This window comes from Bacillus sp. BACIII (assembly GCF_057836745.1).
Map to the genome: position 1 here is coordinate 39,888 of NZ_CM174437.1, position 15,514 is coordinate 55,401.

The 15,514-nt window shown below is 45.6% G+C and carries 16 protein-coding genes; all 16 read left to right on the top strand.

Going from position 1 to position 15,514, the window contains the following annotated elements; genetic code table 11:
* Window positions 1–122 precede the first annotated feature (122 nt).
* The 16 genes from ACXN9U_RS00230 to mfd all read left to right on the top strand — a co-directional run bounded on the left by ACXN9U_RS00230 (window position 123) and on the right by mfd (window position 15,466).
* Complete coding sequence (locus tag ACXN9U_RS00230; RefSeq protein ID WP_101605623.1) at window positions 123–1,448, top strand: resuscitation-promoting factor; 1,326 nt, start codon at window positions 123–125, stop codon at window positions 1,446–1,448.
* Between the two features lie 134 nt (window positions 1,449–1,582).
* Entirely contained in the window at window positions 1,583–2,155 is a 573-nt protein-coding gene (rnmV, locus tag ACXN9U_RS00235; protein ID WP_060963774.1) for a ribonuclease M5, read from the top strand.
* Window positions 2,145–3,026: a 16S rRNA (adenine(1518)-N(6)/adenine(1519)-N(6))-dimethyltransferase RsmA gene (gene rsmA, locus ACXN9U_RS00240; RefSeq protein WP_060965085.1), complete on the top strand. Its 882-nt coding sequence runs from the start codon at window positions 2,145–2,147 to the stop codon at window positions 3,024–3,026. Before rnmV ends, rsmA begins: the two co-directional genes overlap by 11 nt.
* Before the next feature lie 173 nt (window positions 3,027–3,199).
* Window positions 3,200–4,075 (top strand): sporulation peptidase YabG, encoded by an 876-nt coding sequence (yabG, locus tag ACXN9U_RS00245; protein ID WP_489202054.1) that lies wholly within the window; start codon window positions 3,200–3,202, stop codon window positions 4,073–4,075.
* Between the two features lie 210 nt (window positions 4,076–4,285).
* Window positions 4,286–4,546 (top strand): biofilm formation stimulator Veg, encoded by a 261-nt coding sequence (veg, locus tag ACXN9U_RS00250; protein ID WP_003218330.1) that lies wholly within the window; start codon window positions 4,286–4,288, stop codon window positions 4,544–4,546.
* Between the two features lie 162 nt (window positions 4,547–4,708).
* Window positions 4,709–4,897, top strand: a complete 189-nt coding sequence (locus ACXN9U_RS00255) for a small, acid-soluble spore protein, alpha/beta type (protein ID WP_011996172.1) — start codon at window positions 4,709–4,711, stop codon at window positions 4,895–4,897.
* Between the two features lie 143 nt (window positions 4,898–5,040).
* Entirely contained in the window at window positions 5,041–5,910 is an 870-nt protein-coding gene (ispE, locus tag ACXN9U_RS00260; protein WP_060963772.1) for a 4-(cytidine 5'-diphospho)-2-C-methyl-D-erythritol kinase, read from the top strand.
* A gap of 55 nt (window positions 5,911–5,965) precedes the next feature.
* Window positions 5,966–6,823: a pur operon repressor gene (gene purR, locus ACXN9U_RS00265; protein WP_004264666.1), complete on the top strand. Its 858-nt coding sequence runs from the start codon at window positions 5,966–5,968 to the stop codon at window positions 6,821–6,823.
* Window positions 6,820–7,200 carry a 2-iminobutanoate/2-iminopropanoate deaminase gene (ridA, locus tag ACXN9U_RS00270; protein WP_004264663.1) on the top strand — a complete coding sequence of 127 codons (381 nt, stop codon included), beginning with the start codon at window positions 6,820–6,822 and terminating at the stop codon, window positions 7,198–7,200. The genes purR and ridA overlap by 4 nt, the downstream gene beginning before the upstream one ends.
* Before the next feature lie 195 nt (window positions 7,201–7,395).
* Window positions 7,396–7,689 carry a septation regulator SpoVG gene (gene spoVG, locus ACXN9U_RS00275; RefSeq protein WP_004264660.1) on the top strand — a complete coding sequence of 98 codons (294 nt, stop codon included), beginning with the start codon at window positions 7,396–7,398 and terminating at the stop codon, window positions 7,687–7,689.
* Window positions 7,690–7,880: 191 nt separating this feature from the next.
* The gene (glmU, locus tag ACXN9U_RS00280) at window positions 7,881–9,251 is read left to right on the top strand and encodes a bifunctional UDP-N-acetylglucosamine diphosphorylase/glucosamine-1-phosphate N-acetyltransferase GlmU (RefSeq protein ID WP_060963771.1); all 1,371 of its coding nucleotides are present in this window, start codon (window positions 7,881–7,883) and stop codon (window positions 9,249–9,251) included.
* Window positions 9,252–9,272: 21 nt separating this feature from the next.
* A complete protein-coding gene (locus tag ACXN9U_RS00285) occupies window positions 9,273–10,226 on the top strand; it encodes a ribose-phosphate diphosphokinase (protein WP_013350761.1) in 954 nt (317 codons plus the stop codon).
* Between the two features lie 84 nt (window positions 10,227–10,310).
* Window positions 10,311–10,919, top strand: a complete 609-nt coding sequence (locus ACXN9U_RS00290) for a 50S ribosomal protein L25/general stress protein Ctc (RefSeq protein ID WP_060963770.1) — start codon at window positions 10,311–10,313, stop codon at window positions 10,917–10,919.
* Between the two features lie 84 nt (window positions 10,920–11,003).
* Window positions 11,004–11,570: an aminoacyl-tRNA hydrolase gene (pth, locus tag ACXN9U_RS00295; RefSeq protein WP_016936526.1), complete on the top strand. Its 567-nt coding sequence runs from the start codon at window positions 11,004–11,006 to the stop codon at window positions 11,568–11,570.
* Window positions 11,571–11,631: 61 nt separating this feature from the next.
* Window positions 11,632–11,862 (top strand): anti-sigma-F factor Fin, encoded by a 231-nt coding sequence (gene fin / locus ACXN9U_RS00300; RefSeq protein WP_016936527.1) that lies wholly within the window; start codon window positions 11,632–11,634, stop codon window positions 11,860–11,862.
* Between the two features lie 70 nt (window positions 11,863–11,932).
* Complete coding sequence (gene mfd / locus ACXN9U_RS00305) at window positions 11,933–15,466, top strand: transcription-repair coupling factor (protein WP_489202055.1); 3,534 nt, start codon at window positions 11,933–11,935, stop codon at window positions 15,464–15,466.
* Window positions 15,467–15,514 lie beyond the last annotated feature (48 nt).

Genomic DNA, 15,514 nt, shown 5'->3' on the forward strand with positions numbered 1-15,514 from the left:
TCGTAACGTGTAAAGGCTTGTCCGATTCAGTGGATATGTAAAACGGTTCTACAAGCTTCCTTCTCCTCATAAGATAGGTTGTCGATATGTCTCTCTTCCTTTTTTTGCTTTGTTTTTGCATAATGAGGGATACGCTGAAGGTTTTTGATCTTCGAGATGGGAGGGTTGACAGCATTTTAGATACTCTATATAATCTCTCCGAGGAGAAGGAGGCGTTTTTCATCACACAAAAAATGAAAAAACTGTTTTCCGTAAAGCTTGGTAAAAGCAAGGTTATTCTTATTGCAGCTATTATTCTGCTGGGCGGAACCGGGACTGCATACGGGGCACATGAGCTCTCAAAACAATCAGTCTCTGTTTCTATCAACGGCAAGAAAAAGCAAATACGCACTCATGCAAAAACGGTTGGGGAACTTCTGGAAGATTTACATATAGAGACAAGAAATGAAGACCGGATTACCCCGTCTAAGCAGACAGCATTGGCTGACAACATGAATGTCGTGTATGATGCTGCAAAGCAAATCCGTGTGACAAGAGGCGGAGAAGAAAAGACTTTATGGTCAACGGCAAAAACAGTCGGCGCATTTCTGAACGAACAGCATACACCTGTGAATCAGCACGATAAAATAGATCCAGCAGCAGATACGAAAGTGACAAACGGCATGAAAGTCACGGTCGACCCGGCTTTTCAGGTCACTGTAAATGATGCGGGAAAGAAAAAGAAAATATGGACGACTTCGACTACGGTCGCTGACTTTTTAACGCAGCATAAGATGGACATGAAAGACGAAGATAAAGTAAAACCGGCATTACACGAAAAGCTCACAAAAGATCAGGCCGGCATACAAATCACTCGTATCGAAAAAGTCACCGATGTAGTTGAGGAAAAAATAGCGTATCGAGTGAAAGAAAAAGAGGATGCGTCTCTCGACAACGGGAAAGAAAAGATCGTTCAAAAAGGAAAAGAAGGCAAGCTTAAAAAGCATTTTCATGTTGTCAAAGAAAATGGAAAAGAAGTATCGAGAAAGCTTGTCAAAGAAGAAACATCTGAAAAAAGCAAAGATCAGATCATTGCGGTCGGCACAAAGCGGCACAGTCCCAAGATTGAGCAGCTCAGTGCACCGGTGAAGGCATCTTCGGGCGAAGCCGGATCTTCCGGTAAAGTGATTACCGTGTCTTCCACGGCATATACCGCAAGCTGCAGCGGCTGTTCCGGCCATACGGCTACAGGCGTTAACCTGACAAGCAATCCGAATGCCAAGGTCATTGCAGTAGACCCAAGCGTCATTCCGCTCGGCACAAGAGTCCACGTAGACGGATACGGGGATGCCGTTGCCGCAGATACGGGCTCAGCCATTAAAGGAAGACGGATTGATGTCTTTTTCCCTGAAAAATCTTCAGCGTACCGCTGGGGAAAGAAACAGGTCAAAATAAAAATTTTAAATTAATTCCGATTCATTCAGAGGGTTTTGCGCCCTCTGTTTTTTTCGTTATAATAGGTAAAGTGTATTTTCAGTATATTAGACGTGACATGTAAACAAAGGTTTCGTTTTGGATATAAAAAGTTTTTTTGGAGGAAGTAATGAAAATTAAAGAAATTATTGTAGTCGAGGGACGCGATGACACTGCGCGCATAAAACTTGCCGTTGATGCGGATACGATTGAGACGAACGGTTCGGCAATCGGAGACGAAGTCATCAGGCAGATTCGGCTGGCGCAGGAAACGAGAGGGGTCATCGTGCTGACGGACCCGGATTTTCCGGGGGAAAAGATCCGGAAAACCATTTCTGAAGCAGTGCCCGGCTGTAAACACGCATTTCTGCCCAAACATCTTGCCAAACCGAAAAACAAGCGCGGCATCGGCGTTGAGCACGCATCCATTGAAAGCATCAGAGCATGTCTGGAAAATGTGCATGAAGAGATGGAGGCAAAGCCGAGTGAAATTTCAGCTGAAGATTTAATACAAGCCGGTCTGATCGGCGGGCCGGCTGCCAAAAGACGCCGCGAACGATTGGGCGACCTGCTGAAGATCGGCTATACAAACGGCAAACAGCTTCAAAAACGGCTGCAGATGTTTCAAATCAAAAGAAGTGATTTTATTGATGCGCTCGATGCTATGATGCAGGAGGAACAGGATGAACAGGATGAACAATAAAGATATCGCGACACCCATCAGAACGAAAGAAATTCTGAAAAAATACGGTTTCTCTTTTAAAAAGAGTCTGGGACAGAATTTCTTAATTGATACAAACATATTGGACAGAATTGTGGACCATGCGGAAATAACGGATCGGACCGGAGTCATTGAAATCGGACCCGGAATCGGCGCGCTGACAGAGCAGCTTGCCAAACGGGCGAAAAAGGTCGTCGCGTTTGAAATTGATCAGCGCCTCCTGCCCATTCTCAATGATACGCTGTCTCCGTATGACAATGTAACGATCATTCATCAGGATGTGCTGAAAGCAGACGTCAAATCCGTCATTGAAGAGCAGTTTCAGGATTGTGATGAAATTATGGTGACGGCGAATCTTCCGTATTATGTAACGACACCGATCATCATGAAGCTTTTGGAAGAGCATCTTCCCTTAAAAGGAATTGTCGTCATGCTGCAAAAAGAGGTCGCTGAGCGGATGGCGGCTGATCCTTCCTCTAAGGAGTACGGATCGCTTTCCATCGCAGTTCAGTTCTACACGGAGGCCAAAACGGTTATGACCGTACCGAAAACGGTGTTTGTGCCTCAGCCTAATGTCGATTCCGCGGTCATCCGTCTCTTGCTTCGTGACGGCCCGGCGGTTGCCGTCGATAATGAACCGTTTTTCTTCCAGCTGATTAAAGCAAGCTTCGCTCAGCGCCGGAAAACCTTGCTGAACAACCTTGTGAACAATCTTCCGGGCGGAAAAGAGAAGAAAGCTCAAATCGAAGAAATTCTCCAAGAAACGAATATTGACGGAAAGCGGCGCGGTGAATCCCTGTCTATAGAAGAATTCGCGCTCCTGTCCAACGGATTGTATAAAGCCCTTTTCTAAGAAGGGCTTTTTGTTTTGCGTCACCACTTGGACTGCCGCTACATAGGCTAGAGAAGAACCTTATTCATTCAACTGCAAGAAAAGCTTGAAACATCAAGCGCCGCAGCGGAAAGAGGTGCATTTGATAAGGCTTCTTTCATGATGAGGCTTAGTCTATTTGTGGAGTGGGTAACGTGCAATTTCAAATAGGAGATATGGTAGCCAGGAAATCCCATCAAATGGATGTTTTATTTCGCATTATCGGCATAGAGCAAACAAGCAAAGGAAATTCAATTGCCATCCTGCATGGTGACGAAGTCAGATTGATTGCGGATGCTGATTTTTCTGATTTGGTGCCTGTCAGAAAAGACGAACAGGCCGTGAGAAAGCAGAAAGATGAAAGCAGGATGAATGAATCTCTCGAGCTGCTCCGCCAGGATTATAAGCTGCTTCGGGAAAAACAGGAATATTATGCGACGAATCAATATCAGCATCAGGAGCACTACTTTCATATGCCCGGCAAGGTATTGCATCTGGACGGCGATGAGGCTTATTTGAAAAAGTGCCTGAACTTTTACGAAAAAATCGGTGTGCCGGTGTACGGGATTCATTGCCATGAGAAAAAAATGCCGGCATCCATTGAGGAGCTGCTCGACAAATACCGGCCGGATATTTTAGTCATCACCGGCCATGATGCATACTCCAAGCATAAGGGAGACATGAACGATTTAAGCGCCTACAGGCATTCTAAACACTTTGTCGAAACGGTTCAAAGAGCGAGGCGAAAAGTCCCTCACTTGGACCAGCTTGTCATATTCGCGGGTGCCTGCCAATCCCATTTCGAGTCTTTAATCAAAGCGGGCGCGAATTTTGCAAGTTCACCGTCACGCGTCAATATTCATGCGCTTGACCCGGTATATATTGTCGTGAAAATCAGCTTCACTCCGTTTATGGAGCGGATTAATGTGTGGGATGTCCTAAGAAATACGCTGACGAGAGAGAAAGGGCTGGGAGGAATTGAAACGAAGGGTGTGCTGCGTGTCGGTATGCCGTATAAATCAAATGGATGAGTGAAAAACCCGCATAAAATTCGCTATGCGGGTTAATTATTTTACATATTGATACATAAATTACCGGAACTTGTGAAAAATAATGCAGAAATCAATAGAATTTTGTCAAAATAATTTTGTTGACAATGACTTATTAACGTTGATATAATTTAAATTTTGTTTGACAAAATTGGGCTCTTGTTGTACAATAAATGTAGTGAGGTGGATGCAATGGCGAAGACGTTGTCCGATATAAAAAGATCGCTTGATGGGAATTTAGGTAAACGGCTTACGTTAAAAGCAAACGGCGGCCGCCGAAAAACGATTGAGCGCTCGGGCATTTTAGCTGAGACGTACCCTTCTGTTTTTGTGATACAACTAGATCAAGACGAGAATTCGTTTGAAAGAGTTTCATACAGTTATGCTGATATTCTGACTGAGACTGTTGAATTGACATTCAATGATGATGCGGCAAGCTCAGTAGCATTTTAATGAGCAGTGAACCTTTTGTTTACTGCTTTTTGTTTTGCCTTCTAAAGCTCTTCTAATTATTCCCTCGAAAGTTTCAGCTGATTAAACGGAAGCTATAGGTGTCACATGTTTTATCGTGGCGTGCACGAATGGTGATCAATTCTATAAAAGGGGTTGTTTCGTTTGGGCAGACGTCGTGGAGTTATGTCAGATGAGTTCAAGTATGAGCTGGCAAAGGACCTTGGTTTTTACGATACGGTGAAAAACGAGGGCTGGGGCGGCATTCGGGCGCGCGATGCCGGGAATATGGTAAAGCGTGCGATTGAGATTGCCGAACAGCAGATGGCGGCTCAGAACCAAAATAACCGATAATGCAGTGGCCCGGGGGACAATCCGTTCCCCGGTTTTTTCTATCGGCCGTCAAAATCGGCGTCAATTTCGGATAAGTACCTCCGGGTCTCCAAATGTGATACAATGTTCATACTTATGTTTAGATGGAGAAGTAGGTGAAAGCTATGCGTATTTTAGAAAAAGCGCCGGCCAAAATCAATCTGTCCCTCGATGTGAGGAGTAAACGCCCGGATGGTTATCATGAAGTGGAGATGATCATGACGACAATTGATTTGGCAGATCGGATTGAACTGACAGAACTGCCCGAAAACGTTATCAGAGTGGCGTCGCATAATCGCTTTGTTCCGGATGATCAACGAAATCTGGCTTATCAGGCAGCCAAACTGCTCAAAGAACGGTTTCAAGTCAAAAAAGGCGTTTCCATTATGATTACAAAGGTGATCCCTGTAGCGGCAGGGCTTGCCGGCGGAAGCAGCGATGCGGCTGCCACGCTAAGAGGGCTGAACAGGCTTTGGGATTTAAAGCTTTCTGTCGAAGAGCTCGCGGAGCTTGGCGCTGAAATCGGTTCAGACGTGTCCTTCTGTGTATACGGAGGCACTGCCTTGGCAACCGGACGCGGTGAGAAGATCAGGCATATCAGTGCGCCGCCTCATTGCTGGGTCGTGCTCGCCAAACCGACGATCGGGGTATCGACCGCTGAAGTGTACCGCCGGCTGAATTTGCAGCAGGTTCGGCATCCGGATGTACAGGCAATGATTGACGCAATTGAAGAAAAAAGTTTCCAAAAGGTATGCGGCCAACTAGGAAACGTATTGGAATCGGTTACGCTCAACCTTCATCCCGAGGTGGCAATGATTAAAAATCAAATGAAACGTTTCGGTGCCGATGCGGTGTTAATGAGCGGAAGCGGACCGACTGTATTCGGTTTGGTTCAATACGAATCAAAGGTGCAGCGGATTTATAACGGGTTAAGAGGCTTCTGTGATCAGGTGTACGCGGTGCGGATGATCGGCGAACAGAATGCTCTTGATTAAATCCGTATGTTAAGTTATATTGTTTTTAAATTATTCGGATTTTGGGGGTAAGTTCATGAAGTTTCGTCGCAGCGGCAGATTGGTGGACTTAACAAATTATTTGTTAACCCATCCGCATGAATTAATACCGTTAACGTTTTTCTCAGAACGGTATCAATCAGCAAAGTCATCAATCAGTGAAGATTTAACGATTATTAAACAGACCTTCGAACAGCAAGGCATTGGGACGCTGCTTACAGTGCCGGGAGCTGCCGGAGGCGTCAAATACATTCCGAAAGTGAAACAGGCTGAAGCAGAAGCGTTTATACAGGAGCTGGGACAGTCTTTAGTAAATCCTGAGCGTATCCTTCCGGGCGGTTATGTATATTTAACGGATATCTTAGGCAAACCATCTGTCCTCTCTCATGTAGGCAGGCTTTTTGCTTCCGTTTTTGCGGAGCGGGAGATTGATGTGGTGATGACCGTTGCGACAAAGGGAATCCCTCTCGCTTACGCAGCGGCCAGTTATCTGAACGTTCCGGTTGTCATCGTACGAAAAGACAATAAAGTGACGGAAGGCTCCACGGTGAGCATCAATTATGTATCTGGGTCGTCTAACCGCATTCAAACGATGTCACTTGCGAAAAGAAGTTTGGCCACGGGGTCGAACGTTTTGATTATTGACGACTTTATGAAAGCGGGCGGCACCATAAACGGCATGATCAGCCTGCTTGATGAGTTTAATGCGAACGTCGCGGGAATAGGCGTCTTGGTTGAAGCTGAGGGAGTGAATGAACGGCTTGTCGATGAATACATGTCGCTGCTCACACTTTCAACCATCAATATGAAAGACAAAACGATTGAGATTCAAAACGGCAATTTTCTGCGATTTTTTAAAGAACAGCATTTAAAGAATGGGGAGACAGAAAAATGACAAAAGCAATCCATACAAAACACGCGCCGGCAGCAATCGGGCCATATTCACAAGGAATCATCGTAAACAACATGTTTTACAGCTCAGGCCAGATTCCTCTTACTGCTGAAGGAGAAATGGTAAACGGTGATATCACAGAACAAACGCATCAGGTGTTCAGCAATTTAAAGGCTGTGCTGAAAGAAGCGGGCGCTTCTCTCGAGACAGTTGTAAAAGCAACGGTGTTTATTGCTGATATGGAGCAGTTTGCGGAAGTGAATGAAGTGTACGGACAATACTTTGATGTACATAAGCCGGCAAGGTCTTGTGTGGAAGTGGCGAGACTGCCGAAAGACGCTCTCGTGGAAATTGAAGTCATTGCGCTGGTGAAATCTTAAATCTCAGAAAAGTGGTTCCGGTCTCCGGAATCACTTTTTTTATGCAGTATATGATTCCCAAATATGGTTTATCACCTAATTGTGTATGTATATCCTATATTTTCAAAAAAACTTTTTGAAATGTGCAGGAATTTAAAAAGAATCGTGGAATTGTTAGACTAATGCTTTTATATAGGGAAAAGGTGGTGAACTACTGTGGAAGTTACTGACGTAAGATTACGCCGCGTGAATACCGATGGTCGCATGAGAGCGATTGCATCCATCACGCTGGATCACGAATTTGTCGTACATGATATTCGTGTGATTGATGGAAACAATGGTCTTTTCGTTGCGATGCCGAGTAAACGCACCCCTGATGGAGAATTCCGCGATATTGCTCATCCTATTAATTCCAGCACGCGGGGCAAGATCCAGGATGCTGTTTTAAATGAGTATCATCGTTTGGGTGACTCTGAAGCATTAGAATATGAAGAAGCTGGGGCTTCTTAAACATAACAAAATGTAAGGACTGCTGATAAAGGCTGACACAAGGCCTTTTCCGGCAGTCCTTTTTTAAATCTGATTTTTCAGTAATAAAGCGATTACATAGAAAATTCTTGCACTTTTTGATGTCTTCTTGAAATCAACAGCTATTTAGGATATATTTTTCTATGGATAAAAGGGATATTGGAGGCCATTAAATGGATAAGCGGTTTGCAGTGATTTTAGCTGCCGGAAAAGGAACGAGAATGAAATCTAAGCTTTATAAGGTCCTTCATCCGGTATGCGGAAAGCCTATGGTAGAGCACGTCGCAGACGAGGCTCTGAAATTATCTTTAGCGAAGCTTGTCACCATCGTAGGACACGGCGCCGAAGATGTGAAAAAGCAGCTCGGACAGAAAAGCGATTACGCTCTCCAAGCAGAACAACTCGGTACGGCTCATGCAGTCAAGCAGGCAAAACCATTTCTTCACGGAGAGAAAGGTGTCACGATCGTTATTTGCGGCGATACACCGCTTCTGACGGCGGAGACGATGGAAGCCATGCTGAATGAACATACAAACAAAGGCGCAAAAGCCACGGTGTTAACGGCCGTTGCCGACGATCCCGCCGGATACGGAAGAATCATCCGGGGAGAAGACGGCGCCGTTCAAAAAATCGTGGAGCATAAGGATGCTTCGGAGCAAGAACGTCTTGTGAAAGAAATCAACACGGGAACGTACTGTTTTGATAACGAGGCTCTTTTTCGTGTCATCGAACAGGTTTCGAATGAAAATGCCCAAGGCGAGTATTACCTGCCGGATGTAATCGAAATCCTCAAAGACGAAGGCGAAACTGTTGCCGCTTACCAGACTGGTAACTTCCAAGAGACGCTCGGAGTGAATGATAGAGTCGCTCTTTCTCAGGCTGAAATGTATATGAAAGAGCGTATTAACAAACGGCATATGCAAAACGGAGTCACTTTAATCGATCCGATGAATACGTACATCTCACCTGACGCACGTATCGGACAAGATACAGTTATTTATCCCGGAACTGTGTTAAAGGGACAAGCTGAAATCGGCGATGAATGTGTCATCGGCCCTCACACTGAGATAGAGGACAGCTCGATCGGCAGCCGCACTGTGATTAAACAATCCGTTGTCAACCGGAGCAAAGTTGGGAATGATGTAAATATCGGTCCTTTTGCTCACATCAGACCTGATTCCGCAATCGGCAATGAAGTGAAGATCGGAAACTTTGTGGAAATCAAGAAAACACAATTCGGCGACCGAAGCAAAGCATCTCATTTAAGCTATATCGGTGATGCCGAAGTGGGCACGGACGTCAATCTCGGGTGCGGCTCCATCACGGTCAATTATGATGGGAAGAAAAAATATTTAACCAAAATTGAAGACGGCGCGTTTATTGGCTGCAACTCCAATCTGGTCGCTCCTGTCACAGTGGGAGAAGGCGCGTACGTCGCTGCGGGCTCAACCGTAACTGAAGATGTGCCGGGCGAAGCGCTTGCCATTGCCAGAGCAAGACAAGTAAATAAAGAAGATTATGTGAAAAATATTCATAAAAAATAATCCTAAAATCGGAGGTTTACCATGTCTAACGAATACGGAGATAAGAATTTAAAGATTTTTTCTTTGAATTCAAATCCAGAACTTGCAAAAGAAATCGCGGATAATGTAGGAGTTCAATTAGGAAAGTGCTCTGTTACAAGATTCAGTGACGGAGAGGTCCAGATCAACATAGAAGAAAGTATTCGCGGCTGTGATTGCTATATCATTCAGTCTACAAGTGCGCCGGTCAACGAGCACATCATGGAATTGCTGATTATGGTGGACGCTTTAAAGCGCGCTTCCGCGAAAACAATCAACATTGTGATTCCGTACTACGGTTATGCGCGCCAGGACAGAAAAGCAAGATCACGTGAACCGATCACGGCAAAACTTTTTGCAAACCTGCTTGAAACAGCGGGTGCGACACGCGTGATCGCGCTTGATTTACACGCGCCGCAAATTCAAGGTTTCTTTGATATTCCGATTGACCACTTAATGGGTGTTCCGATTTTAGGCCATTACTTTGAAGGTAAAGACTTGAAAGATATCGTCATTGTTTCTCCTGACCACGGCGGTGTGACGCGCGCCCGCAAACTTGCGGACCGTCTGAAAGCGCCGATCGCAATTATCGACAAACGCCGTCCTAGACCGAATGAGGTGGAAGTGATGAACATCGTCGGTAACGTGGAAGGAAAAACCGCGATTCTGATTGATGATATTATTGATACCGCCGGCACAATCACACTTGCCGCAAACGCGCTGGTTGAAAACGGAGCCGCGGAAGTGTATGCATGCTGTACGCACCCTGTATTGTCAGGCCCTGCGGTTGAGCGGATCAACAACTCTAAAATCAAGGAGCTTGTCGTAACGAACAGCATTAAGCTTCCTGAAGAGAAAAAAATCGAACGCTTTAAGCAGCTTTCTGTCGGACCGCTTCTGGCTGAAGCGATTATCCGTGTTCACGAGAAACAATCTGTCAGCTATTTATTCAGCTAAACCGAAACTTTAAGGTTTAAATCCCAGTTATTGTGGGTATTGTTCTAATAGGACGATAAAACGATAATTAGGATGGTGCTGAATATGGCAACTTTAAAAGCAAATGAAAGAACAGATTTTAAACGTTCGACGCTTCGGAAAATCCGTCATTCAGGACATGTTCCAGGGATTATATACGGGAAAGAAATAACGAACACGGCTGTCTCTTTAGACAGTGTCGAATTGCTTAAAACATTGCGGGACGAAGGAAAAAACACGATTATCACAATTGATGTCAACGGAAATCAGCAATCGGTTATGGTGACTGATCTTCAGACAGACCCGCTTAAAAACGAATTGACGCACGCCGATTTTCAAGTCGTGAATATGAGTGAGGAGCTGGAGGCGGAAGTGCCGATTCAGCTGACGGGAGAGGCGAAAGGAGTCAAAGACGGAGGCATCATCCAGCAGCCGCTGCATGAGCTTTCGATCAAGGCTAAGCCGAAGGACATCCCTCAGACAATCAATGTTGATATTTCCGGGCTTGAAATGAATGATGCGCTGACCATCGCAGATCTGACTGCTGACGGCAATTATACATTTACAAACGATCCGGAAGAAGTCGTGGCTTCCATCCTTCCTCCTAAGCAGGAAGCATTCGAAGAAGATGCAGAACCGTCTCCTGAGGAAGAGCCCGAAGGAGAAAATCAATAAGCGCTTTAAGACGTAACCCGCCCGAGGTTACGTCTTTTGTGCTAGAATGAGAAGAATTACAGCGATGTTGAGGGAGGATTTACGATGCTTGTGATTGCCGGTCTGGGTAACCCGGGAAAAACCTACGAGAACACGAGACATAATGTCGGCTTTATGGCCATTGACGAGCTTTCTAAAGAATGGAATATTGAATTGAATAAAACGAAATTCAACGGACTTTACGGAATCGGTTTTGTTTCCGGAAAAAAAGTTCTACTTGTTAAACCGCTTACATATATGAATTTATCAGGGGAATGTTTGCGGCCGCTATTGGATTATTATGATGCCGATCATGAAGATTTGAAAGTCATATACGACGACCTGGATCTTCCGACGGGGAAAATCAGGCTCCGGACGAAGGGGAGCGCAGGCGGACACAACGGAATTAAATCGCTTATTCAGCACCTCGGAACCCCTGAATTTGACCGGGTCAGAATCGGAATCGGCCGTCCCGTCAACGGGATGAAAGTCGTTGATTATGTGCTGGGCGCTTTTACGAAAGATGAAGCGCCGCATATCAATGATGCCGTCTCAAAAACCGTAAAAGCCTGCGAAGCTTCCTTAACGAAACCATTTTTAGAAGTGATGAACGAATTTAATGCAAATGTATAAGATAAATAATGGGAGACCATACTAGGGAAAAATGATTTTTTCACATCAGGAGGTCCAATGTATGGCTTTGCATTATTTCTGCCGCCACTGCGGTTTTAAGGTAGGGAGCCTGGAGTATTCGTCGGTGCCGACACAGTCACTTGGATTTCAGCACTTAACAAATGAGGAAAGAAACGATATGATTTCATATAAAGACAATGGAGATGTCCATGTTCTTACAATTTGTGAAGACTGCCAAGAGGCGCTGGAACGCAATCCGCACTACCATGAACACAACACATTTATTCAATAATGAGCTTTGGTGTAGATTCTAGACCAAAGCGTTTTTCTGTTCTTGCAGAAAATAGAGAGGAGGGGCCCATATGGACAATATTCAAACCTTTATTAAAGAAAGCGATGATTTTAAATCCATTGTTAACGGTTTACATGAGGGGCTGAAGGAACAGCTGCTTGCGGGTCTGTCAGGTTCCGCGCGTTCTGTTTTTACCTCCGCCCTTGCACAGGAAACAAAAAAGCCGATTTTCTTTATCACTCATAATTTATATCAGGCCCAAAAAGTGACGGAAGATCTGACGGCGCTTCTCGGGGATCAATCTGTTTTTTTATACCCCGTAAATGAATTGATTTCTTCAGAAATTGCGGTGGCGAGTCCTGAACTGCGCGCTCAGCGGCTTGATGTCATTAATAGATTAACAAACGGAGAAGCGCCTGTCGTAGTGGCGCCCGTTGCGGCACTGAGAAGAATGCTTCCGCCGAAAGAACTGTGGAAAAGCAGCCAAATCACCATATCACTCGGAGACGATATAGAACAGGAGCAGCTGTCTGCACGCCTTGTAGAGGTGGGGTATGAGCGTTCCGATATGGTTTCTGCACCCGGTGAATTCAGTATTCGCGGCGGAATAATCGACATTTATCCGCTGACGTCAGAACATCCGGTGCGGATTGAGCTGTTTGATACGGAGGTCGACTCCATCAGAAGCTTCAACTCTGATGACCAGAGATCAATTGAGACGCTAAAAACGGTGGCCATCGGACCGGCGAAGGAACTGATCATCCGGGCGGAAGAAAAAGCCCGCGCGATGGAAAGGCTTGATAAAGGGCTTGCCGACAGTCTGAAGAAGCTGAAGCAGGACAAACAAAAGGAAATGCTTCATATCAATATCTCACATGATAAAGAACGGTTATCAACGGGACAGACTGATCAGGAACTTGTGAAGTATCTCTCGTACTTTTACGATAAGCCTGCTAGTTTGCTAGATTATACACCGTCAGACACCTTGTTATTGTTAGACGAGGTCAGCCGGATTCATGAAATGGAGGATCAGCTCCAAAAAGAAGAAGCCGAATTCATGACAAGTCTGCTGGAAGAAGGAAAAATTCTGCATGACATCAATTTATCCTTCAGCTTTCAGGAGATTATGGCCGAGAAGCGGCGTCCTGCCATTTACTTTTCATTATTTTTGCGTCATGTTCAGCATACAAGCCCTCAAAATATCGTGAATGTGACAAGCCGGCAGATGCAGAGTTTTCACGGGCAGATGAATGTGCTCGCCGGTGAAATGGAGCGCTTTAAGAAATCAAACTTCACCGTCGTCTTTTTAGGCGCAAATAAGGACAGAACCGACAGATTGGCGTCCGTGCTGGCTGATTACGAAATTGAAGCCGCCAAAACGGACAGCTCCAAAGCGCTTGTACAAGGACAGGTCTATGTCATGGAAGGCGAGCTGCGATCCGGTTTTGAACTGCCGCTGATGAAGCTGGCCGTCATTACGGAGGAAGAGCTGTTCAAAAACCGAATCAAGAAGAAGCCGAGAAAGCAGAAGCTGACAAATGCCGAACGGATCAAAAGCTATTCTGAGCTTCAAGTCGGTGACTATGTCGTCCACGTCAACCACGGGATCGGTAAGTATTTGGGGATCGAAACACTTGAAATCAAGGGCATTCATAAAGATTACCTCAACATTCATTACCAGGGCAGTGATAAGCTGTACGTCCCGGTAGAACAAATCGACCAGGTGCAAAAGTACGTCGGCTCTGAAGGAAAAGAACCGAAGCTTTATAAACTGGGCGGCAGTGAATGGAAACGGGTGAAGAAAAAAGTTGAAAACTCCGTTCGGGATATTGCCGATGATCTGATTAAGCTTTATGCGGAACGCGAAGCAAGCAAAGGCTATGCGTTCTCGCCGGATCATGAAATGCAGCGTCAGTTCGAGTCTGCTTTCCCTTATCAGGAAACCGATGATCAGCTCCGATCCATTCAGGAAATTAAAAAGGATATGGAAAGAGAGCGTCCGATGGACCGTTTGCTTTGCGGTGATGTCGGTTACGGGAAGACGGAGGTAGCCATCCGCGCGGCCTTTAAAGCGATCGCCGACGGAAAACAGGTCGCGCTCCTTGTGCCGACGACCATACTCGCGCAGCAGCATTATGAAACCATTACGGAGCGTTTCCAAGACTATCCGATTAACATCGGTCTTCTCAGCCGATTCAGAACGAGAAAAGAATCTAATGAAACGCTCAAAGGTCTGAAAAACGGAACAGTAGATATCGTGATCGGAACCCACAGGCTCTTATCTAAAGATGTCGTCTATAAAGATCTCGGCTTGCTCATCATCGACGAAGAGCAGCGCTTCGGCGTTACGCATAAGGAAAAAATCAAACAGATCAAAGCCAATGTCGATGTGCTGACTCTGACGGCGACGCCGATCCCGCGTACGCTTCATATGTCCATGCTCGGTGTGCGGGACTTATCTGTTATTGAAACGCCGCCGGAAAACCGTTTCCCTGTCCAGACATATGTCGTGGAATACAACGGCGCGCTTGTACGAGAAGCCATCGAAAGAGAACTGGCGCGCGGAGGACAGGTATATTTCTTGTACAACCGCGTGGATGATATCGAGCGGAAGGCTGACGAAATTTCCATGCTTGTTCCCGATGCGAAGGTGGCATACGCCCACGGGAAAATGACCGAAAATGAATTGGAAAGCGTCATGCTTAATTTTCTGGAAGGGGAATCAGATGTCCTCGTCAGCACGACCATTATTGAGACAGGCGTAGATATACCGAACGTCAATACCTTGATTGTGTTTGACGGAGACAAAATGGGGCTGTCTCAGCTGTATCAGCTGAGAGGACGGGTCGGCCGCTCCAACCGTGTCGCTTACGCGTATTTTACGTACCGCAGAGACAAAGTGCTCACTGAGGTGGCGGAAAAACGGCTGCAGGCGATTAAAGAATTTACCGAGCTGGGATCAGGGTTTAAAATTGCCATGCGTGACTTGACGATCAGGGGAGCGGGGAACCTTCTCGGCGCCCAGCAGCACGGTTTCATCGACTCAGTCGGCTTTGACCTGTATTCGCAAATGCTCAAAGAAGCCATTGAAGAGCGTAAAGGCGATACGCCGAAAATCGAACAGTTTGAGACAGAAATCGATATCGAGCTTGATGCCTATATTCCTGAAAACTATATACAAGACGGCAAGCAAAAAATCGACATGTATAAACGCTTCAGATCAATCGCTACAATTGAGGAGAAAAATGAGCTTCAAGATGAAATCATCGACAGGTTCGGCAGCTATCCTAAAGAGGTTGAATGGCTGTTTACAGTTGCTGAGATGAAGGTGTACGGCAAATATGAACGCGTCGAACTCATCAAGCAGGATAAGGACGCGGTCAGATTCACTATTTCGGAAGAGGCCAGCGCCCAGATTGACGGTCAAAAATTGTTTGAACTTGGCAATAAATATGGCCGGCAGATCGGACTGGGAATGGAAGGGAAAAAACTGAAAATCTCAGTGCAGACGAAAGGCCGCAAAACCGAAGAGTGGCTGGAGACCGTACTCGGCATGCTGAAAGGCCTTCAAGATGTGAAGAAAGAAACAATCGCGTCCTCATAAAAATTGTTACTCTCTGGTGTATATTACATTTGATGTGACGGATACTAA